The sequence below is a fragment of the Kribbella sp. NPDC056345 genome (genome assembly GCF_042262745.1).
In the GTDB taxonomy this organism is placed as follows: Bacteria; Actinomycetota; Actinomycetes; order Propionibacteriales; family Kribbellaceae; genus Kribbella.
Genome location: NZ_JBHJQQ010000001.1, coordinates 449,266 through 467,356, shown reverse-complemented (window position 1 = coordinate 467,356; position 18,091 = coordinate 449,266). Strand labels below are relative to the sequence as shown.

Genomic DNA, 18,091 nt, shown 5'->3' with positions numbered 1-18,091 from the left:
CTCCCGGTGCCTGAACGATCAGGCGTTCAGTTGCTGCTGCTCGGTGCCGGTCCGGCCGGTGATGCTGATCTTGCGGGGCTTGGCTCGGGCCGCGACCGGGATCTTCAAGGTCAGTACGCCGTTGTCGTACTCGGCGCTGATCCCGTCGGCGTCCAGAGTGTCGCCGAGGAAGAGCTGGCGCGAGAACACGCCGAGCGGGCGCTCGGCCACCTGCATTTCGACGCCCTCGTCCACCGCGGCCGGTCTGCGCTCGGCCTTGACCGTCAGCACGTTGCGCTCGACATCCAGGCTGATGGCATCCAAGGTGACGCCGGGCAGATCGAAGGCCACGACGTACTCGTCGCCGGATCGGTAGGCATCCATCGGCATCGGGCTGGGCCGGGACCAGGTCCCCGTGGTCAGCTGCTGGGCGAGCCGGTCGAACTCCCGGAACGGATCGGTGCGCATCAACATCGTTCCACCTCCATCGTCTGTCTCAGTCGGTGTCAACACGCAAGAACAGAGATATCATGTCATCGTTTCGTTGACAAGTGGTCCGTCACCGAAACATTGACAACCCGGCTAGGGCGTGAGGGCTGGGGAGAGGGTGGTGACGGCCGTGGTGAGCGGGGTGGAGTCCTGCCGAAGGCGGGCGAACATGATGGCGCCTTCGAGGGTGCTGATCATCAGGACCGCGAGGCGGCGGGAGCGGCGGGGAGGGATGTCCATCCGGATCAGTTCGCGGGTGACGGCCTGTTCCCAGCAGTCGAGGGCGGTGCGGATCTGGGTGCTGAGCGGGTCGTCGGTTCCACCGAGGTCGGCGACGGAGGCCATCACCGGGCAGCCGCGCTCGTAGCCCCGCTTGGTGAACTCGTCCTTCCACGGCTTGACCATGTGGGCGAACAGCCCGCTCGGCGTTGGGTTGCGGGTGGTCTCCGGGTATCGGGCGACCCAGTGTGCGGCGAAGTCGCCCGCCCAGAGCACTGCCTCGCCGACGAGTTGATCCTTGCCGCCGGGGAAGTAGTGCTGGAACGACCCGCGCGGTGCGTCGGCGTGTTCGACGATCTCGCGGACGCCGATACCGGCCGGCCCGCGGGCCCGGATCAGCTGGGCCGCGCTGTACACCATCCGCTCGCGCGGGCTGTGGTTCATTCGGGAACCTCCCTTGGCTCTATGACAGTCGTCATAGTACCGTTCTATGACACTTGTCATAGAACGGAGTCGTCGATGGGTATCGGGTTCCTTGGTCTCGGTGTGATGGGTCAACCGATGGCACTCAACCTGGCCCGGGCCGGTGCGGCGCCGATCGTCTGGAACCGCTCGCCCGATCGCTGCGCCTCAGTCCGAGCGGCCGGTGCGAAGGTCGCGGACTCTCCGGCCGAGGTCCTCCGGCAGGCCGAGGTCGTGCTGATGATGCTGGCCGATGGACCGGCGATCGATACCGTCCTCGGCCGCGGTACGGCGGCGTTCGCAGCGGTCGCCGGCCGGACGATCGTGCACATGGGTACGACGTCACCCGAGTACTCCCGTGGACTCGAGACCGCCGTCCGCGCGGCCGGCGGCAGCTACGTGGAGGCGCCGGTGTCCGGTTCGCGCAAGCCGGCCGAGGCCGGCGAGCTGGTCGCGATGCTGGCTGGCGAACCCGCCGCCGTCGCTCAGGTCCGCCCGCTGCTCGCCCCGATCTGCCACCAGACGTTCGACTGCGGCCTGGTGCCGAACGGGCTCCTGACCAAGCTCGCGGTGAACATCTTCCTGATCACGATGGTCACCGGCCTCGCCGAGGCGACCCACTTCGCCGCCGAGCACGGTCTTGACCTGAGCCAGTTCGCCGAGGTACTCGACGCTGGGCCAATGGCGAGCAGCGTGTCCCGGGTGAAGGTGCGCAAACTCGTCACCGGCGACCTCGACGTACAGGCGTCGATCGCGAACGTCCTGGAGAACAACCGCCTGATCGCCGAACAAGCCCGCGCCACCGGCATCGCCGTACCGCTGCTCGACATCTGTCACAGCCTGTACGGCGAGGCCCTGGCACTCGGGCTCGACACCGCGGACATGATCGCGGTCGTGCGAGCGATCGAACGGCGCACCGCCGCGCAATGACCGTGCTCGGCCGGTGCGTATTCGTGGGTACTGAGCTGAGATGTACGAGAACTTCGTTCTGGAGGAGCTTGATGTCGCGGGGGTACGGATCCGGGTGCGGCACGGTGGTTCGGGTCCGCCGGTGGTCCTGCTCCATGGTCATCCGCGCACGCACACGACCTGGTACGCCGTTGCGCCGCGGCTCGTCGCCGCAGGGTTCACCGTGGTTTGTCCGGATCTACGGGGATACGGGGGTTCGGCGAAACCGCTGACCGATGCGGAGCACTCGCCGTACTCGGCGCGGGCGATGAGTGGTGACGTGATCGGTCTGATGGAGCTGCTGGGGCATCGGCAGTTCGCCGTGGTGGGGCACGATCGCGGGATGCGGGTCGCCTACCGTACGGCGCTCGACCATCCGGACCGGGTGACGAGGCTGGTGGTCATCGACGGCATCCCGACGGTCGAGGCGCTGGAGCGTTGTGACGCCAAGTTCGCGGAAGCTTGGTGGCACTGGTGGTTCTTCGCCCAGACCGCGAATCCGGCCGAACGCGTGATCTGCGCAGATCCGGAGACCTGGTACGGCGCCTGGGACAAGAACGGGCCGGACCAGCTCGGTGCGGAGAACCATGCCGACTTCCTGAGGGCCATCCGTGATCCCGCCACCGTGCACGCGATGCTGGAGGACTACCGCGCCGGCGTCGGCATCGACCGCCGTCACGACGAGGAAGACCGCGCGGCCGGTCGGCAGATCACCTGCCCGGCGCTCATGCTGTGGTCGACCCGCGACGATATGGAGGACCTGTACGGCGATCCGCTGGCGATCTGGCGTCCGTGGTGCCCGCAGATCACCGGCCACGGCATCGAATCCACTCACCACATCGCTGAGCAGGCACCGGCCGCGCTCGCCGACGCCCTGCGCGACTTCCTCCAGGACCGCGGCTAGCGGCCGAAGCGGCGGTCGCGGTGGGTGTAGGAGCGGAGTGCGCGGAGGAAGTCGATCCGGCGGAAGTCCGGCCAGTAGGCGTCGCAGAAGTACATCTCGGCGTACGTCGATTGCCAGAGCAGGAAGCCGGACAGGCGTTGCTCGCCGCTGGTTCGGATGATGAGATCGACGTTCGGCTGGTTCGCCGTGTAGATGTGGCGGGAGATGAGGTCCGCGTCGAAGGAGTCGCCGACGGCGTCCGGGCTCATGCCGGTCGCGATCAGCTCGGCGATCGCGGAACGGACTGCGTCGGCGATCTCGCGCTGGCCGCCGTACCCGACCGCGATGTTGACGCCGACCCCGCCGGTGCGTCCGACGGTTGCCTCGGCGTGCTCCTTCAACCGTGCTGCCATCTCGGCCGGGAGGACGTCGAGGGCACCGATCAGTGTCAGCTCCCAGTGGTTGCCCTCACTGGCCAGTCCCTCGACGACGCCCTCGACGACCACGTTCAGAGCCGCCACCTGCTCGGGTGGCCGGCGCAGGTTGTCGTCGGACAGCATGAAGATCGTCACGCGCTCGATCCCGGCGTCGTCGCACCAGCGCAGGAAGGTGTTGATCTTCGCGCCGCCGGCCCGGTGGCCGTCGTTGGGATCCTGGTAGCCGGCCGACTTGGCCCACCGCCGGTTCCCGTCGATGAGGATCCCGATGTGTGCCGGCAGGCGCTCCGGGCTGATCTGACTCGACAAACGCCGCGCGTAGAGCCGATCCGCCATACTCCGGAGTGCCTTGCGCATGCCGCCCCTGTTCCTGATGGGATATGACCGATGAAGCCCTCCCGATGATAGGCGATCACGAGATGCTTGGCAGGGCAGGCGAAAGTCGGCCCGGTTGAGCGCGCGAGAGGAGCGAGTGGATGGTTGACGCGCCTGTTCACATCCGGCGGCTGGTCTCCGATCGCGGGTTCACCCGCTTGCGGCCTGCCGGCGGCGGGGTGGAGTTTCAGGTGTTCGCTGCCGAAGCCTCGGACGGCGCTGCGGTCGTGCTACGCACTCCGGTCCAGGGCCGGTTCCAGTTCGACCCCAACGACGGACACACCGACACGAGGTCGCTGCTGCGCTGGGAGTACGAGGTCACCCGGCACCTGGGCCGGCTCGGCTTCCCGGTGGCAACGCCGTACGAACTGTGCCTCGGGGAGACCGACGTACTCGTGTCCGAGTTCCTCCCTGACGACGGCCGTGGCGCCGATCAGTTCGCGCTCGGCGCGCTGCTACGCAAGCTGCACCACGCACCGCTGCCACCGATAGCTCCGGTCGCCGCGCATGGCCTACCACCCGCCCAACTGCTGGCCCAGCGGATGTCCGAGCGCTTCGCCGCCTTGGCCGACTACGGCGTGAACGTACCGCCCGGGCCCCCGGTCGAGCAGGTGATCAAGGTCCTCGCGGCGCAGCCGAGCGGGCGGCTGCTGCACCTGGACGTGCGCGCGTCGAACCTGCGATCGGCCGACGGACACGTCCTCGGCGTACTCGACTGGTCGAACGCGCTGGTCGGCGATCCCGCAATGGAACTGGGCCGACTGGCCGAGTACGCCCTCGTGCCCGACAACGGAATCGACTACGAGCAAGTGCTCGCCGGCTACGGAGAAGGACTCGACCTCGACTCGCCCGCGTTCTGGATCTACCGCCTCGACACCGCGGTCATGCTCGCCTTGCTCTTCAGCTCGAACGCATCCCACACCGGCCTCGGACCCTCAGCAGTCGACCGTCTGCTGGCAGTCCACAACCGCGTACACCAAACACTGGCCAACTGAACCAGCGCGCCCCCACGACCGCCGTCGTCACCAGCGACGGCCGCTTGCTGCCAGCAACCGGAATGGCCGTGAGACGATGGCGGCATGGCACGACCGCGTCAGTTGTCTCGGGAACTCATCGCTGATGCGGCTTTGCGGGTGGGGGACAGGGTCGGCCCGCAGGCGATGACGATGCGCCAGATCGCCGCCGAGCTGAAGTGCGATCCGATGGCCATCTACCGGCACTTCGCGAACCGCGAGGAACTGCTGGACTTCGTGGTGGACCTTTCGCTGGCCGATGTCGCGCTTCCAGATCTGGGCCTTCCGTGGGATGAGCGGGTGGCGGTGATCGGGCAGGCGATGCGTGATGCGGGGGCGTCCCATCCGGGTCTCACGGCCCACATGGCGGCGCGTCCACCGCTCGGGCCCAATGGTCAGAGATTGGCCGGCGCCGTCCTGATGGCGCTCGACGAAGGGGGTTTGCCGGCCGCGATGGCGCTGCACGTGCTGCAGACTCTGATTGCCTACCTGAGCGCGTCACTGGCGATGACGGCTCAGGCAGGCGGCGTACGGGACGAGCGATGGACTCAGGTGATGGCGATGTTCGGGCGGTTGCCCGAATCGTCAGCGGAGGCTGAGATGTTCGCGGCCGGTTCACAGGAGCAGTTCGAGTTCGGGCTGCGCCTGCTGCTGGCCGGCGTACGTTCGCAGGCGACTGCTGCTTCCGGCAGCTAGGGACGGATCGCGGTTCCTCGGTCGGTCAGGACCTGGCCAGTGACGAATTCGCTCCGGCCGCCAAGTACCAGCGGAGTCCCGGCCGGCGCGGAGCTCTCGACGAAACTGCGGCCGTTGCGCGCGGCCCCGAAACTGACCAGGAATCTCGTGGACGCGCCGCGATTCTGGGGTGCGGTCGCGTCGGGCGGGATGATCTCGTCCGACCCCCACCGGAAATTCTTGGTGTACGGCCACACGACGGGCTCGAAGGTGTTCTCCAGGATGGCCCCGATGGCCGGGATCGTGATCAGAACCCCGCGCCGGCCGTTCGCGTACCGGGTGTTGAAGACCGCAACGTCCGCTGCGCCCTGTGGATAGAACTCTGCCCGGCCGGAACCGACCTGGGAGCCGGCCGGGCATCCGGCGACCCCGCGGGTCTCGATCACCTGTCGTGTGCAGATCGGGAAGGCCTCGGAGTTGAACCGGATCGACCTGTCGAACAGGAAGACGAACCGCCGCGCCGCAGCCGGCTTCTCACCGGTCGCAGTCCGGCTGTGCCGATCGAGCGTCACTTCGATTCCTCGAGCACTTCCGCCGTCCTTGCGTACGGTCGCCACCACCGAATCGATGTTGGCCGGGCCAGCGACATCCGGCTCATGCGTCCGTTGCGGGCCGAACGGCGTGGGGTCGGGAAGGTAGCCACCCGCAGCTGCCGGGGCTATGGGAACGAGCATGAAGAGCAGGCCGGACAAGACAACGACTCCACAGAGCAGCTTGTTCATCGCGCCACCATTCTCGGAGAGGATTTCACCAAAGTCTACACAGTAGACAAACCGCCCTGCGGTACGGGTGCGGTGCGGGCAGAGACGCGTCGGTGACAGCACCTACCGTCACGACACGTTGGCGGGTGCAGGCTGGCTCGAGGGCATCCTTCTGGAGGATTGGTGAAGACACGCATTCTTGGCGCCGCGGTGGGGATCACAGCGGCGCTGGCGCTCCTGTGCACAAGTTGTGCCGGCGGCAATCCACCGGACGGCCCAACCAGTTCGGCGTCCGCGCCATTGACGTCAGCGAGTCCGCGCCAGACCTCGGCGGGTCCGTCAACCACACCCGAGGAGCAGGCCTTGCTCGACAAGGTCCGCGCGGAGGGTCAGCTCACGGTTCTGGTCACGCTGAAGCTGCCGCAGACACCATCCGGGAGCGCGGAGCATAAGAAGGCCATCGCCGACGTGCAGGACCAGTTGCTGGGTCAGCTCAAGCCGCTCGGAGTCCAGGTGAAGACACGCTTCGAGCTTTACCCGCTGCTCACGCTGAGGGTGAACGAGGCAACCTTGCGCCATCTCCAGGAGTCACCGCTGGTAGATCGCCTGCACGAGGACGAGCTCAACAAGCCTCAAGCCTGACGACGGATGCCCGCCGGCGAGTGCCTCCTCTAGTCGAGGGTGGCGTTGGGGGCGACGAAGACGACCTTGCCGCTGATCGGGGCTGTGGCGGCTTCGGCATGCACCTGTGCCAGTGCGGCCAGCGGCGCCCGCCGGGTTGCGCCGAGGTGCAGTTTGCCGGCGTCGAGCAGGGTCACCAGCTGGGCGAGCTGTTCGGCATCGGGACGGAAGAAGAGATTGATTCCCCGTACGCCGCGGGCCTCGTCGGACGCAGCGGGCATCCACACGGTGGTGTTGACCAGCACTCCGCCGTCCCGGATCACGCCGGCCTGGGCGGCCATCTGCTCCGGGGCGATCGGGGCGAAGTTGAGTACGACGTCGACCGGCTCGGAAAGTTCCGGGATCCCGGGGCCGTGGATCTCGTCGGCGCCGGCCAGTTTGGCCTGATCGGAGCTGCCCGGGCCGGTCGTGGCGATCACGTACGCGCCGGCATTCTTGGCCAGCTGGACCGCGTAGCCGCCGACGACGCCGCCCGCGCCATTGATCAGCACCCGCTGGCCGGCGGTCAGCTTCGCGTGCTCGAACAGCGCCTGCCACGCGGTGAGGCCGACCAGCGGTAATCCGGCGGCGTCCACCAATGGGACGCCGGTGGGGGCTGCCGCCAGGATCTGGGCGGGAGCGACGACGTACTCGGCGGCTGCGCCGGTGCTGGTCAGCGGCAGGGCGCCGATCACCCGGTCCCCGATGGCGAAGCCGGTCACGTCCTCGCCGAGCGCGTCGACCGTGCCCGCGATGTCGAGTCCTGGGGTGTGCGGCAGCCGGACCGGAATGGGGCCCTGCATGACCCCGGCGCGGATGTTGCTCTCGACCGGGTTGAACGACGTCGCCGCCACCCGGATCCGGATCTCGCCGGCGCCGGGGACTGGCTGGTCCACATCTTCGTAGCGCAGGACCTCGGGGGTGCCGTACTCGTGGAAACGTACTGCCTTCATGACGGGCCTCGTCTTTCTGAGTCGTTGTGCTTCGATTTCGAAGCACTTCTCAACCATAGCAAGCTTCGAATTCGAAGCAAGGGTGGCGGGTGACAGCCGGCTCAGCCGGGTTACTGCCGATCGGCAGGACTCAAGCGTGGCGCAGAACGGGAGGCGGGTGAATGTTCTCGTCATCCACGGTATGACAGACCATGGACAAGAGGTTCAGGCTCGGCTCACGCCTCGTCCCCGGTCATGGTGATCAGCCGCCGGAGCTTGGCCGCACTCGGCGATCCGGGTTCGGCCATGAAGACCAGCAGATCCTGGCCCTCGTCGGGATCCACCAGCCGCCGGCTGTACAACTCCAACTCGCCCAGTTCGGGGTGCCGGTAGCGTTTGAGCTCGTGGTGATGGGTGACGTCCACCTCGTGCCGCCGCCAGACCTCGGCGAACTCGGGGCTGACCGCCAGCAGCGCATCGACGATCTCCCCGGCGGTGCCCGCCGGATCGGTTGTGTACGCCGCCCGCAGGTCCACGGTGAAGACACGGGCGCGTACGTCGTGGTCCTCGGCCGGATAGATGGCACGCTGCGCCGGGTCGGTGAACCAGCGATAGACCAGGTAGCGCGACATGCCATCGAAACGGGTGTAGTCACCGAACAGCGCCACCGCCGCCGGGGTCTGCAGCAATGCCTCACCGAACCGGGAGAACACGATCGCGGGTGTGTCCGAGAGTTGTTCCGCGATGGTCCTGATGGCCAGACTCACCCGGTCGTCCGGCAGGATGCGCCGCGGAGCCGCGTGCCCGCCAAGGGCGAACAGATGCTCGCGCTCGCTCGGGCTGAGCCGCAACGCCCGCGCCACGGCGGCCAGTATCTGCTCGGACGGCATCGGGCCGCGCTTCTGCTCGAGCCGGCTGTAGTAGTCGGCCGACATACCGGCCAGCACCGCGACCTCCTCGCGCCGCAGCCCGCCGGCACGACGCCGGGCGCCCCGCGGCAGTCCCACCTCCTCCGGCTGCAGTGCTTCTCGGCGAGCCCGGAGAAAGTCCGCCAGCAACGCGCGGTCCATCGCTGTCGCCCGCCTCAGTCGGTCTGGTTGCGCCGCGCGCGAGGCTTGGCGGAACGAGGCGGAGCGGCGCGCATGTGGTCGCGGACCCGACCCAGAACGGTGTTGAGGGCGGTGACGTCGTCACTGGTCAAGGGTTCGAACAACAGGTCCCGGACGCGGTCGACATGCCCCGGGAGCACCTGGGCGACCAGGTCACGGCCGACATCCGTGACCGCCACGATGACACTGCGCTCGTCGTCCGGGGACGCCGAACGGGTGATCAGCCCACGCTTGTCCAGCAAGCCCGCCTGATAGGTCAGCCCGCTACGGCTGTACACGACACCGTCGGCCAGATCGGTCATCCGCAGCTTGCCCCCAGGCGCGTCGACAAGCCGGGCGAGGACCTGAAACTGCACATAACTGAGGTCACCGTCGACGCGCAGGTGCTCGTCCACCGCGTACTGAAGAAGGCTACTGACCTCCACCAGAGCGAAGTACGCCCCAAGCTGCTCCCCACTCAGGCCCGGCGCCGCTTCCCTCATCCCGCGATAGTACCTACTTTGAATTCGAAGTTATCCCCAGAAAAGCGCTCTGGATGGCCTGGTACGTCCAGCTTGGACCAGGTGCGGGCGGAGTACGGGCGGAGTACGGGCAGCGCCGTACCGGTGGCGCACCTTAGCTTTTCGGGGGAGCCGAGGGCGCGGGTCGAGCTATGACCACAGGAGCCTCGACATTTCTTCGGGCTGTATTCGCTGGTGCGTTATGTCCGGAGTCGGCGAAATCTGCAGAGAGGACAGCACCATGCTGCGTCGATTAGGTTTGCACAGCAAAATGCGATGGGCGGTGGTCCCCACGCTCGCGGCGGTCACGGTCGCCGCCGTCGCGACCGGGGGCCCGGCAACCGCGCAGACCCAGGAAGGCGCCGCCCCGTATATTCCTGGTCGTTATACGTCCCAGGTCCTTGATTGGCATCTGTGTGCCGAAGGCGAGTTGCCTCCGTCGTCACGGGAGGGCGTCGACGAGCTGGAGTGCGCGAGTTACCGAACGCCGCTCGACTGGAACAACCCCGACGAGCGGCTGGACATCACCATCGCCGTGAGCAGGCTGCCTTCGACCGGTGCGACAACGGACAGCCTGCTGATCAACCCCGGCGGTCCTGGCGCGCCCGGGCGGACCTATGCCGCCAAGGTGTACCACCGCGACCGGGTGCGCGAGCACCATGAGGTCATCGGGTTCGACGTGCGCGGCACCGGCGGGAGCGACAACGTCACCTGCGGCGGCGGCGTCGGTACGGAATTCCAGTTCGACATGCGCAACCGGAGTGCGGGAAACCTTGACGCCATCCTCGATCACGTCGAGGGCACCGTCGACAACTGTCACCAGCTCTCCGGTGACTTCGGGCCGCTGGTCAACCAGTTCCAGACCACTCACGACCTGAACCTGCTGCGGGTGCTCCTGCGTCGCGACAAGATCGACTGGCTGGGGTTCTCGGCGGGCACGTGGCTCGGCGCGCACTTCGCGCAGCGGTTCCCCGAGCACGTCGACAAGGTCGTGCTCGACTCGGTCGGCGACCTCACGCTGAACCTCCACGAGTCGTGGGACCAGCAGCCGCTGGGATTCGAACGGCGATGGCGTACGGACTTCCTGCCGTGGCTGGCGAAGTACCACTACCAATACGGCTACGGCAGGACCGCGGAAGCGGCACGGCTGACATACGAAAAAGTTCGTGCCGCCCTTGCCGAAGAGCCGGTCGAACTCGGCGGACTGCCGCTGGGCCCGAGTCAGTATGACTGGGACATCGACGGCGGGCTGTACTGGAAGGGCTACTTCGCCGACACGGCGGACTACATGGCGGCTGTCAAGACTCTTGTTGACGAACGGTCCACAGCTGGGGAGAAGGCAGCCGCGCGCACGGCTGCCGAGAAGGTGGTGGCGAAGCGCGACCGCGGCCCAAGGGGTCCGCGTCCGCTGGTGGCAGGCGACTACCCGACGGCGGCCTACGACGACGCATACGACGCCAGCTTCTGGCACTACTCGTGCAACGACGGACCGATCACCGGTGACCGCCAGTCGCAGATCGAGAACTCGACACAGCAGGGCACGCGGTACCCGAAGATCGGCTGGAGCTGGGTGGCTCTGCCCTGCATCTTCTGGAACAACCGGCCAGCCGAACAACAGGAACTCAACGGCGAGGGTGTGCCCCCGGTGCTGATGGTTCAGTCGGAGCGCGACCCCGCGACCCCGATCGAAGGTGCCCGCAACGCACACAAGGCGTTCAAGGGATCCAGGATGGTGACCATCACCAACGACGGAAACCACGGCATCTACGCCAGCGACAACACCTGCGCCAACAACGTCGTCGAGGACTACCTCGTCGGTGGCGTGGTGCCCCAGGACCGTACGTGCCCAGGGACCCCGCTGCCGGCGCCGTAACACGGACACGAAGTCGATGGGCGAGGTGTGCGGCGCTGTTACCAGCGCTCGCCGCCTCGCCTTCGTCGTTTGTGCGGCTGCGCTTCGCTTGCCGCTGGGGTCTCGTCCGGGGGACGAGGGGCTGAGTGGTGTACCGCCGTCCCGGGGGCGATGTGCGGGGTGGGGTGGCGCTGCGACAGTGGCGGCATCCGAACACCGGGTGGACCGGTGGGGGAGGGGCGAGAGATGAGCAAGGCAACCGGATACAACGCCGAGATCGAGTTCGACGGGACGTTCGTGACGTTGCGGCCGATCAAGGGACTGCTGGGGACGATCAAGAGCAACGGCCGCGGTGAACGCAGGATCCCGGTGCGGCCGGCGTTCATCGCCGGCGGTTGAGGTGTGGGGCGCGGTGCAGGATGTCGGGACCGGCCTGGTGTCGAGCCTTCTGTTCGGACTGCTCACGTACTACGTGAACAAATGGCGGAAGCCGGCGCCGGTCGCGGTCGACGTCTCACGTCCGGTCAGGGCCGGTACGACGGTCACGTTACCGGCGGCTCAGCCGGAGACCTGGGACGAGTTGCTGGAACGCAGGAGGGAGATCGACAGGTTCCTGTTCGGGGGACTGCTGTTCCTGTCGGTGACAGTTCTGGTGCCGTTCTTGATCGGAGGCGTCATTCTGGGGGTGCTGGACGCGACCAGCGACGGTACGACGAACTTCATCACCGACCGGATGCGGGACGAGGGCGAGGGCGGTTACGTCCAGTACTGGCTGGGTTTCTCGGTCCTCGCCGTGATCGAGATCCTGGCCCTGCTCCTCCGTCCCTGGCGCGGCCGCGCCTTCGGCGTAGGGTTCGGGATCGCCCTGGCGGTCTTCCTGATCGTCTTCGGCATCCCGGCCTCCCGCGGCGTCCGGATCTGGTGAGGAGGACCGTGTTCCGCCGCCTGCACCGGTTCGGCGGCGCTCTCGTGGCCCTGTTGCTCGTCGACGGGCTGGTCGGGGCGTGCCTCTTCCGGACCGGTACCGATGCCGAGGTGTCCGTCACGCCCGCCCGCGACGGACGGGTACGGCGGTCGATCGTCGTACTGCCGGGATTCGTGATGAAAGGCAGCCTGGTCGCGACCGCGTTTGCGCCGTACCTGGGCCCGAACGACGCCGTGGTGGCGGTCGACTACGCGGAGCGTGGCGTCGATCCGGACCAGATCTACCGCCAGGTGATGGATGCGCTGAAGCGGTTGCGGCCGGCAACCGTCGTTGTCTACGGGGCGTCGATGGGTGGGCTGGTGGCGATGGAGATCCTGCGGCGGTACCAGTACGACGGCGTTCCGTACGGGAAGGTCGTGCTGGTCCTGGACACCGCACCTTCCGGTGTCCTCGATGTGAGACGGCCACGGTGGTTGATCGACGCGGCCGATTGGTATCGGGGTGGTCCAGTCGCAACGGCAGCCTGGGCCGGGGTCGCCGGGCTGATGGGCGACGTACCGGTCGGTGCTGGAGGCAACGATGAGTTGATCGGTGCGGCGCATCACGCCGCCGCCTGGGCCGGTACGGCGGCCATGGCGACGCAGGGCGCGTTCATCGGTCACCACGGGGTCGACGCGAGTGACGCGAAATGGAGCGCTGTCGTCGGCCCGGCCTACTACTTCCAGGGCGAGCAGAACGCGACGGACGATCCGCTGGTCGATGTGGAATCGGGGGTCGGCGGGTGGACAGCGGTGCTGCCGGGACTGGTCGTCGTACCGGTCGGGGGGCGGGACGGGCGATGGCACGTCCCGTTGGTGGAGCGGCCGGCCGAGAGCGCCGGTGCGTTGCTGGCGGTACTCGCGCGAGTTGAGGGGAGGTAGCTGTGTCGAGTGGTGAGCAGGTCGAGGCGCTGGGCGCGCTGTATCAAGGGGAGAAGACGGACTCGATCGGCATCTTCAACGTCGGCATGGTGATGATGACGATCATCGTCGGGTATCTCGGCGCGTCGTTGACGCTGTCGGAGAAGTTCGGCACCAAGGCCCTGCCGTGGGACATCGTGATCTGGCTGCCGTTCCCGCTCTGCCTGGTGATCGTCTACCACGGGCTGGTCGCCCTGAGCGGGATGAGCCACGGGATCGCGCAGGGGATCATCACGGAGGAGCTGTTCCGCCGTACCGGGGTGCCGGAACGGCTCCGGAGATCCGCGGTCAGTCACCGGATCATGGACGTCAACGCAGCGCCCTGGCCGCTGGCGTTCGCTTCGCTCTTCGTGTACGTCGGGGTGTACGTGGCCGCCTGGAGTTACACGGCCTACATCGTGGTCAAGGCGTCGTACCAAGTACCACTGGCCGAGTGGATCGTCGCGGTGGTCCTCTACGCTGCCGGCCTCCTGGCGCAGGTCGGGACGTGGGTCTCGGGCATGCGCATCATCGGCTCGGCGAGTGAGAAGCCGGACGAGAAAGCAGCAGAGTCTCTCCCGGAGGCCGATGGGGCGTCAGCAGTCGTTGTGTGGAGCATCCGGTACGAGTCCGGGCGGAGACCGGTTCGGGCGTTGTTTCGGGGTTGGCAGCGGTGAGTGGCCGGAGGATAGTGGGCCGGGTTGGCACGGGGGTCGGGCTCGCGACCGGAGGGTTTGCACGAACGTGGGGGAGACGCCGGCTGCGCAGGCGCGGGTGGATGCCGTGACGGCGATCATCTTGCGCGAGGCGTACCACAAGATCGAGGGCATGCCGCGGGGGAACCACTACCAGCTGTACGACTACGCCCGGGTGGTGGCCGGCAAGCTCGCTCCGCTCGACACGTTCTACGTCGGATTCCTGCACGGGACGAACCGGGTCCGGTACCCGTACGGCTACGAGGACGGCCGGTACGACGACCCTTCGACGCACAACTTCGGGCCGAACAGTCCGACCGCCTGGTTGCTGCGGCACCGGCGGACCTATCGCTTCGCCGACGACAACGGCGCCGTACTGCGCCACGGTATCCCGTGCGGTGATGTCAGCCGGCAGTCGGCCGATGTGGTGACGGTGCCGCTGTTCCGTCCGGGGCCCGGCGGGCGCGATCAGCTGTTCGGCATGATGTCGATGCACAGCTATCGCCCGAACGTGTTCGACGACAACATGGTCGAGGCGTTCGAGTGGCTGACGGCAACCGTCGGCAGGGTGCTGACCCGGGAGGCCGAGGACCGCGAAGCGCTGCGGTCCCTGCCGGCCGGCGAGGAAACGCCGAACCTCCTCACATCCGACCACGTGATGGAGTACCTCTCCAACCGGATCGCCGTCCTGCGCGGTATCGCCGACACTGCCCTGGCCGGCCTGGACCCGGACCAGACCCTGGCGCACGGACAGCTGACCCACCTGGTCCGCACCGCAGAACAGGTCCAGTCCGAGCTGATCGAGATGATGCTCGACGCCGACGACGGCCCCGAGCAACGCTTCGCCGCGCTCACCCCCGCTCAGCAGAGCGTCGCCGTACTGCTGGCCCAAGGCCTCGACAACGAGGCGTTGTCGGCCGAACTGGGCATCGGCCTCAGCACCGTGAAGTCCCACCTGCGCGAGATCCTGCGCAAGTACGAGATGGTCAGCCGCATCCAGGTCGCCGCCGACGTCCGCAGATACCTCGCCAGGTAACCCTGCCCGGATGCAATCGCGGCTCAGTCGGTGAAGAGGAAACCGAGATAGCTCCCCAGGATCCGATAGGGGCCGGCGACGGTGAGCATCGGTGTGACATGACGCACAGTCACGATCAGATCGAGGGCGCCGATCGGCAATCTGGTGTGTTGGAGACACACGAAGGCCCAGTGCACATTGCGATGTGTGCCCGGGCCTGCATGTTGTGCGCCGCCAGGGACTCGAACCCCGAACCGGCTGATTGACAGCTGAGGCTGAGCGCAGACTATCAACGATGAGCGAAAGCTCTTACTGGTAAGGAGTCTGCTGTACTGGCGGTGCTCACAGGTTCTCATCGCTGAGCAACCTCTCGTGTTGATTGAGGTGCGCAAAGAAGTGCGTCAAACGTTCGGCCTCGCGAGGAACGAGCCGATCGTTGCAAGCCGGACCTACGAACGCCGGTCAGTTCGGGCAGCGTCCGTCGAGCCGAGGCCGAGTCACCACTCTGCATCGGTGGACTGTGAGAATCGTGATCGCTGGGTCAGGTCGGACGAATCAGGTCACGTCCATGCGCCGGTGGTTGAGACCACTTCTTCAGCTCCAGCCGGCTTGCAAACAGGCTTGGGCAAAGGCGGCCCTGTTCTCGGGAGCTACCTTCTCAACGTCGTTGAGGGCCGAGTTGAACGCGGCGATCGGCCCTCGGTCGGCGCCAGGGTCGGTCGCGAACTCGGCGGCCTTCTCGACGATCGCCGTCACCGTGGCGGGCTGGAGCGGGATGTTGCGGATCACGTCGACCAGGAAGCGAACCACTCGGCCACGAGACGCGTTGTCCGTCGGGCTCGAGAGTAGGTGGAACACTGCGCGGTCTGCCTCGTCGTCGAAGTTTCGGGCGAGGATCTGGAACACCAACAGCGGCACAAGCCCCCACGCCAGGGTTTTGATCGGGCCTTCCAGCAGCGGCATGATCCGCTCGGTGACCATGTGCCGCCGGACGATGTGGGATGCGGTGAAGTACTCCAGAAACGTGCGGTGCGTGAAGTGATACTGAGGATCTTCGATCGACCCGGCCGAGACCACATTCGAAAACACCCAGGCACGATCTCGGCAGTGCTCGATCAGCGACCAGCAGAACGTGCGCGCCTGGTCCTCGTTGGCGAATCGCGACGGGTGCAGGAACTGGAGAGCCACGGCGAGTAGATCTCGTTCCGAGATCCCGTCCGAGAACCTGACGTCCGTGAACATGACATAGGCGAGATGGGCAATGGTGGGCGCGAACTCCTCCTCGAAGCGGACCTTTCCGATACCGCGGTGCCGATCCCAGCGATCGAAGAGAACCAGGGCGCATTTCTCGAGTACGGCGGGTCTGCTCCTTGGCAGCTCCTGATAACCGGTCGCTCGGTAGAGGTTGCAGAGCAGCGCTAGGAGGAGTGGGTTGGACCGCAGGTCCGAGATCGTCCCGGTCGTCTCGAAGAATGCGCGGGCCACACCCGGACGCGAGCTCAGGTCGATACTGCCGTCCAGCTTGAAGAAGGTTCGCGCGTACTCGAGCACTTCATGGTCGTCGAACGGCAGGATGCGGAGCGTCGTGAAGAGTCCAGGATCCAGTTGGGCGTGCTCGTAGCCGATCAATCTGCTGGTGACCAGGATCCGCGTATTGGGGTAGGCCGTCGCGAACGCCTCGATGGAGCTGACCACGTCGGCGCGGCGCGAGACATCAGGTAGTTCGTCGAGGCCGTCAAAGATGACGAAGGCGCGGCCGGTTGTCAGGAGCAGCTCGATCAGACCGTCGGGCGGACGGGCCTGGAAGCTCTCGGCGCACAGCGTCGACAGATGCTCGACGAAGCTGGCACCGGCCATCCTGGGGAGGTCGCGCAAGGTGATCACCAGCGGCACGAGCCCCTGGATGTCTTCGCTGCCCACCGGCTTCTGCGAGAGCAGATCTCTCGCGATCCGCATTCCTAGCGTTGTCTTGCCCGCGCCCGGATCGCCGAGGATCACCAGGCGATCCGCCGGCAGCATTCGATAGGAGACCTCTCGTTCGTCGCGCTTCGCTCTGGCGGCCGCCAGAGCATTGGCATGCGCTGCTTCGCTCTGGTACTCCGCTCTGAGTCGGCGGCTGGTGGAGGTGTACCAGTCCTGACGCGCTGCGACGACTCTCTCGTCGTCGAGCGAGACGTTCGCGCCGAACTTGAACCGTGCCGGAACGTAAATCTGATCGATCGGCTGCAGCACCGAATCGTTCCAGTGGGGCGTTCGAACTCGCGAGTACCTCTGCACAGCCGCGCTCTGGTACTGCTCGAGCCAACGGATGACCAGCCGCGGGTCGCCGGTGTGCACGACCGAGTCGATCACGAGCTCGATCTCGCTGACCTGATGTTCCAGCAGGCTGCGGAACGCTGGATCGGCAGCGAACTTGAGCAGTCGGCTGGCCTGCTTCTTCACCAGGCTGTCCACCAGATCGATTACCAAAACGACCAGCTCTGCTTGGGCATCCTTCAATGCCCGGCTGGGGGTGGGCGCGTACATCCTGATGCCGGCCCCGACCAGCGCGATCACCTTGCTTGCCTGGTCACGAAAGTCGGGGCCGTACAAGATCCGCGTAGCGAGCACGTGCCGGAGCGCGGATTCGAACTCGGCCGAGTCGAAGTACTTGAGCATCGCATTCGCCTGTGTTCGCCCTACAGCTCGCGCCACCATCAACGCGGCCGTGTCGGCGAGATCCATCTGCTCCCGCAGCCACTCGAGTTTGCGTCCACCACCGGCATCGCGATGCGCCGATCTCCGGAAGAAGAAGCCGACCGATCGCCCAGCTGTGTCGAGAACTGCCTTGCCCAGGGCGATCTCCACCGGCGTGACCACGATCAGACGGTCCGGACCTGGCGGTACGGCCGCCGCTCGAGAACGTGCGAGATGTACTCGCCCTTGCTGATCCCCTCAACCATGAAGGCACTCCAGATCTCCGGGCCACACTGCTCGAAGGCCCACACCTCACCCTGCCAACGCCTGATGAAGATGGTCTGCGCCATCGGATCGTAGGCGGCTGCCTGGGCAACGCTGGAGGCAAGCGGTATCCAATTCATGTGCCAGGTCTCCAAGCGACAGCGTGGATGAATGATCGTCTCGGTAAAGGGAGCATCGATCCCACCTGTCTGATACACGCGATTTCGTCGGCACGAGCCCCACAAGGCTGCCAAGGCGTCTCCTGCCACTCACCTGCGGCGTTG

At 66.7% G+C, this 18,091-nt stretch carries 20 protein-coding genes; 11 read left to right on the top strand and 9 right to left on the bottom strand.

The window, feature by feature from the left end; genetic code table 11:
• Window positions 1-18: 18 nt before the first annotated feature.
• Entirely contained in the window at window positions 19-453 is a 435-nt protein-coding gene (locus ACFCV3_RS02185; protein ID WP_376025294.1) for an Hsp20/alpha crystallin family protein, read from the bottom strand.
• A gap of 108 nt (window positions 454-561) precedes the next feature.
• Window positions 562-1,131 carry a TetR/AcrR family transcriptional regulator gene (locus tag ACFCV3_RS02180; RefSeq protein ID WP_376025293.1) on the bottom strand — a complete coding sequence of 190 codons (570 nt, stop codon included), beginning with the start codon at window positions 1,129-1,131 and terminating at the stop codon, window positions 562-564.
• 75 nt (window positions 1,132-1,206) lie between these two features.
• On the opposite strand from ACFCV3_RS02180, the gene ACFCV3_RS02175 reads away from it, so the two are divergent.
• Together ACFCV3_RS02175 and ACFCV3_RS02170 are read left to right on the top strand one after the other, a co-directional pair.
• The gene (locus tag ACFCV3_RS02175; RefSeq protein ID WP_376025291.1) at window positions 1,207-2,079 is read left to right on the top strand and encodes an NAD(P)-dependent oxidoreductase; all 873 of its coding nucleotides are present in this window, start codon (window positions 1,207-1,209) and stop codon (window positions 2,077-2,079) included.
• 40 nt (window positions 2,080-2,119) lie between these two features.
• Window positions 2,120-3,001 (top strand): alpha/beta fold hydrolase, encoded by an 882-nt coding sequence (locus ACFCV3_RS02170; protein ID WP_376025289.1) that lies wholly within the window; start codon window positions 2,120-2,122, stop codon window positions 2,999-3,001.
• Here ACFCV3_RS02170 and ACFCV3_RS02165 read toward each other — a convergent pair.
• Window positions 2,998-3,774, bottom strand: coding sequence for an isoprenyl transferase (locus tag ACFCV3_RS02165; RefSeq protein ID WP_376025287.1), 777 nt, complete (start codon window positions 3,772-3,774; stop codon window positions 2,998-3,000). The two genes, ACFCV3_RS02170 and ACFCV3_RS02165, sit on opposite strands and share 4 nt — an antisense overlap.
• Window positions 3,775-3,893: 119 nt before the next feature.
• Between ACFCV3_RS02165 and ACFCV3_RS02160 the strand changes: the two genes are divergently transcribed.
• Both ACFCV3_RS02160 and ACFCV3_RS02155 read left to right on the top strand, forming a co-directional pair.
• On the top strand, window positions 3,894-4,787 hold the full coding sequence (locus ACFCV3_RS02160; RefSeq protein WP_376025285.1) for a phosphotransferase family protein: 894 nt from the start codon (window positions 3,894-3,896) through the stop codon (window positions 4,785-4,787).
• A gap of 84 nt (window positions 4,788-4,871) precedes the next feature.
• On the top strand, window positions 4,872-5,501 hold the full coding sequence (locus ACFCV3_RS02155) for a TetR/AcrR family transcriptional regulator (RefSeq protein ID WP_376025283.1): 630 nt from the start codon (window positions 4,872-4,874) through the stop codon (window positions 5,499-5,501).
• Here ACFCV3_RS02155 and ACFCV3_RS02150 read toward each other — a convergent pair.
• The gene (locus ACFCV3_RS02150; RefSeq protein WP_376025282.1) at window positions 5,498-6,262 is read right to left on the bottom strand and encodes a hypothetical protein; all 765 of its coding nucleotides are present in this window, start codon (window positions 6,260-6,262) and stop codon (window positions 5,498-5,500) included. The two genes, ACFCV3_RS02155 and ACFCV3_RS02150, sit on opposite strands and share 4 nt — an antisense overlap.
• Before the next feature lie 162 nt (window positions 6,263-6,424).
• Here ACFCV3_RS02150 and ACFCV3_RS02145 point away from each other — a divergent pair, with 162 nt between their 5' ends.
• Window positions 6,425-6,883 (top strand): hypothetical protein, encoded by a 459-nt coding sequence (locus ACFCV3_RS02145; RefSeq protein WP_376025280.1) that lies wholly within the window; start codon window positions 6,425-6,427, stop codon window positions 6,881-6,883.
• Window positions 6,884-6,912: 29 nt separating this feature from the next.
• Here ACFCV3_RS02145 and ACFCV3_RS02140 read toward each other — a convergent pair whose 3' ends face one another.
• From ACFCV3_RS02140 to ACFCV3_RS02130, 3 genes are all read right to left on the bottom strand, one after another.
• A complete protein-coding gene (locus ACFCV3_RS02140) occupies window positions 6,913-7,854 on the bottom strand; it encodes an NADP-dependent oxidoreductase (RefSeq protein WP_376025279.1) in 942 nt (313 codons plus the stop codon).
• 215 nt (window positions 7,855-8,069) lie between these two features.
• The gene (locus ACFCV3_RS02135) at window positions 8,070-8,903 is read right to left on the bottom strand and encodes a helix-turn-helix transcriptional regulator (RefSeq protein ID WP_376025277.1); all 834 of its coding nucleotides are present in this window, start codon (window positions 8,901-8,903) and stop codon (window positions 8,070-8,072) included.
• 14 nt (window positions 8,904-8,917) lie between these two features.
• Window positions 8,918-9,424 (bottom strand): MarR family winged helix-turn-helix transcriptional regulator, encoded by a 507-nt coding sequence (locus tag ACFCV3_RS02130; protein WP_376025275.1) that lies wholly within the window; start codon window positions 9,422-9,424, stop codon window positions 8,918-8,920.
• A gap of 289 nt (window positions 9,425-9,713) precedes the next feature.
• Here ACFCV3_RS02130 and ACFCV3_RS02125 point away from each other — a divergent pair, with 289 nt between their 5' ends.
• The 6 genes from ACFCV3_RS02125 (at window position 9,714) to ACFCV3_RS02100 (ending at window position 14,888) form a co-directional block, all read left to right on the top strand.
• Entirely contained in the window at window positions 9,714-11,315 is a 1,602-nt protein-coding gene (locus ACFCV3_RS02125; protein ID WP_376025273.1) for an alpha/beta hydrolase, read from the top strand.
• A gap of 225 nt (window positions 11,316-11,540) precedes the next feature.
• Window positions 11,541-11,693, top strand: coding sequence for a hypothetical protein (locus tag ACFCV3_RS02120; RefSeq protein ID WP_376025271.1), 153 nt, complete (start codon window positions 11,541-11,543; stop codon window positions 11,691-11,693).
• Between the two features lie 13 nt (window positions 11,694-11,706).
• A complete protein-coding gene (locus ACFCV3_RS02115) occupies window positions 11,707-12,219 on the top strand; it encodes a hypothetical protein (protein WP_376025270.1) in 513 nt (170 codons plus the stop codon).
• Window positions 12,220-12,227: 8 nt separating this feature from the next.
• Window positions 12,228-13,139, top strand: a complete 912-nt coding sequence (locus ACFCV3_RS02110; protein WP_376025268.1) for an alpha/beta fold hydrolase — start codon at window positions 12,228-12,230, stop codon at window positions 13,137-13,139.
• Between the two features lie 2 nt (window positions 13,140-13,141).
• Window positions 13,142-13,834 (top strand): hypothetical protein, encoded by a 693-nt coding sequence (locus ACFCV3_RS02105; protein ID WP_376025267.1) that lies wholly within the window; start codon window positions 13,142-13,144, stop codon window positions 13,832-13,834.
• Window positions 13,835-13,901: 67 nt separating this feature from the next.
• Window positions 13,902-14,888 (top strand): LuxR C-terminal-related transcriptional regulator, encoded by a 987-nt coding sequence (locus tag ACFCV3_RS02100; RefSeq protein ID WP_376025265.1) that lies wholly within the window; start codon window positions 13,902-13,904, stop codon window positions 14,886-14,888.
• Window positions 14,889-15,461: 573 nt separating this feature from the next.
• Here ACFCV3_RS02100 and ACFCV3_RS02095 read toward each other — a convergent pair.
• Complete coding sequence (locus ACFCV3_RS02095; RefSeq protein WP_376025263.1) at window positions 15,462-17,726, bottom strand: NACHT domain-containing protein; 2,265 nt, start codon at window positions 17,724-17,726, stop codon at window positions 15,462-15,464.
• Between the two features lie 2 nt (window positions 17,727-17,728).
• Window positions 17,729-17,947, bottom strand: coding sequence for a hypothetical protein (locus ACFCV3_RS02090; RefSeq protein ID WP_376025261.1), 219 nt, complete (start codon window positions 17,945-17,947; stop codon window positions 17,729-17,731).
• Window positions 17,948-18,091 lie beyond the last annotated feature (144 nt).

Excerpts from the sequence above, each read along its gene's own strand:
- ACFCV3_RS02185 (WP_376025294.1), bottom strand. The coding sequence starts at position 453 with ATGTTGATGCGCACCGATCCGTTCCGGGAGTTCGACCGGCTCGCCCAG.
- ACFCV3_RS02180 (WP_376025293.1), bottom strand. The coding sequence starts at position 1,131 with ATGAACCACAGCCCGCGCGAGCGGATGGTGTACAGCGCGGCCCAGCTG.
- ACFCV3_RS02175 (WP_376025291.1), top strand. The coding sequence starts at position 1,207 with ATGGGTATCGGGTTCCTTGGTCTCGGTGTGATGGGTCAACCGATGGCA.
- ACFCV3_RS02170 (WP_376025289.1), top strand. The coding sequence starts at position 2,120 with ATGTACGAGAACTTCGTTCTGGAGGAGCTTGATGTCGCGGGGGTACGG.
- ACFCV3_RS02165 (WP_376025287.1), bottom strand. The coding sequence starts at position 3,774 with ATGCGCAAGGCACTCCGGAGTATGGCGGATCGGCTCTACGCGCGGCGT.
- ACFCV3_RS02160 (WP_376025285.1), top strand. The coding sequence starts at position 3,894 with ATGGTTGACGCGCCTGTTCACATCCGGCGGCTGGTCTCCGATCGCGGG.
- ACFCV3_RS02155 (WP_376025283.1), top strand. The coding sequence starts at position 4,872 with ATGGCACGACCGCGTCAGTTGTCTCGGGAACTCATCGCTGATGCGGCT.
- ACFCV3_RS02150 (WP_376025282.1), bottom strand. The coding sequence starts at position 6,262 with ATGAACAAGCTGCTCTGTGGAGTCGTTGTCTTGTCCGGCCTGCTCTTC.
- ACFCV3_RS02140 (WP_376025279.1), bottom strand. The coding sequence starts at position 7,854 with ATGAAGGCAGTACGTTTCCACGAGTACGGCACCCCCGAGGTCCTGCGC.
- ACFCV3_RS02135 (WP_376025277.1), bottom strand. The coding sequence starts at position 8,903 with ATGGACCGCGCGTTGCTGGCGGACTTTCTCCGGGCTCGCCGAGAAGCA.
- ACFCV3_RS02130 (WP_376025275.1), bottom strand. The coding sequence starts at position 9,424 with ATGAGGGAAGCGGCGCCGGGCCTGAGTGGGGAGCAGCTTGGGGCGTAC.
- ACFCV3_RS02125 (WP_376025273.1), top strand. The coding sequence starts at position 9,714 with ATGCGATGGGCGGTGGTCCCCACGCTCGCGGCGGTCACGGTCGCCGCC.
- ACFCV3_RS02120 (WP_376025271.1), top strand. The coding sequence starts at position 11,541 with ATGAGCAAGGCAACCGGATACAACGCCGAGATCGAGTTCGACGGGACG.
- ACFCV3_RS02090 (WP_376025261.1), bottom strand. The coding sequence starts at position 17,947 with ATGAATTGGATACCGCTTGCCTCCAGCGTTGCCCAGGCAGCCGCCTAC.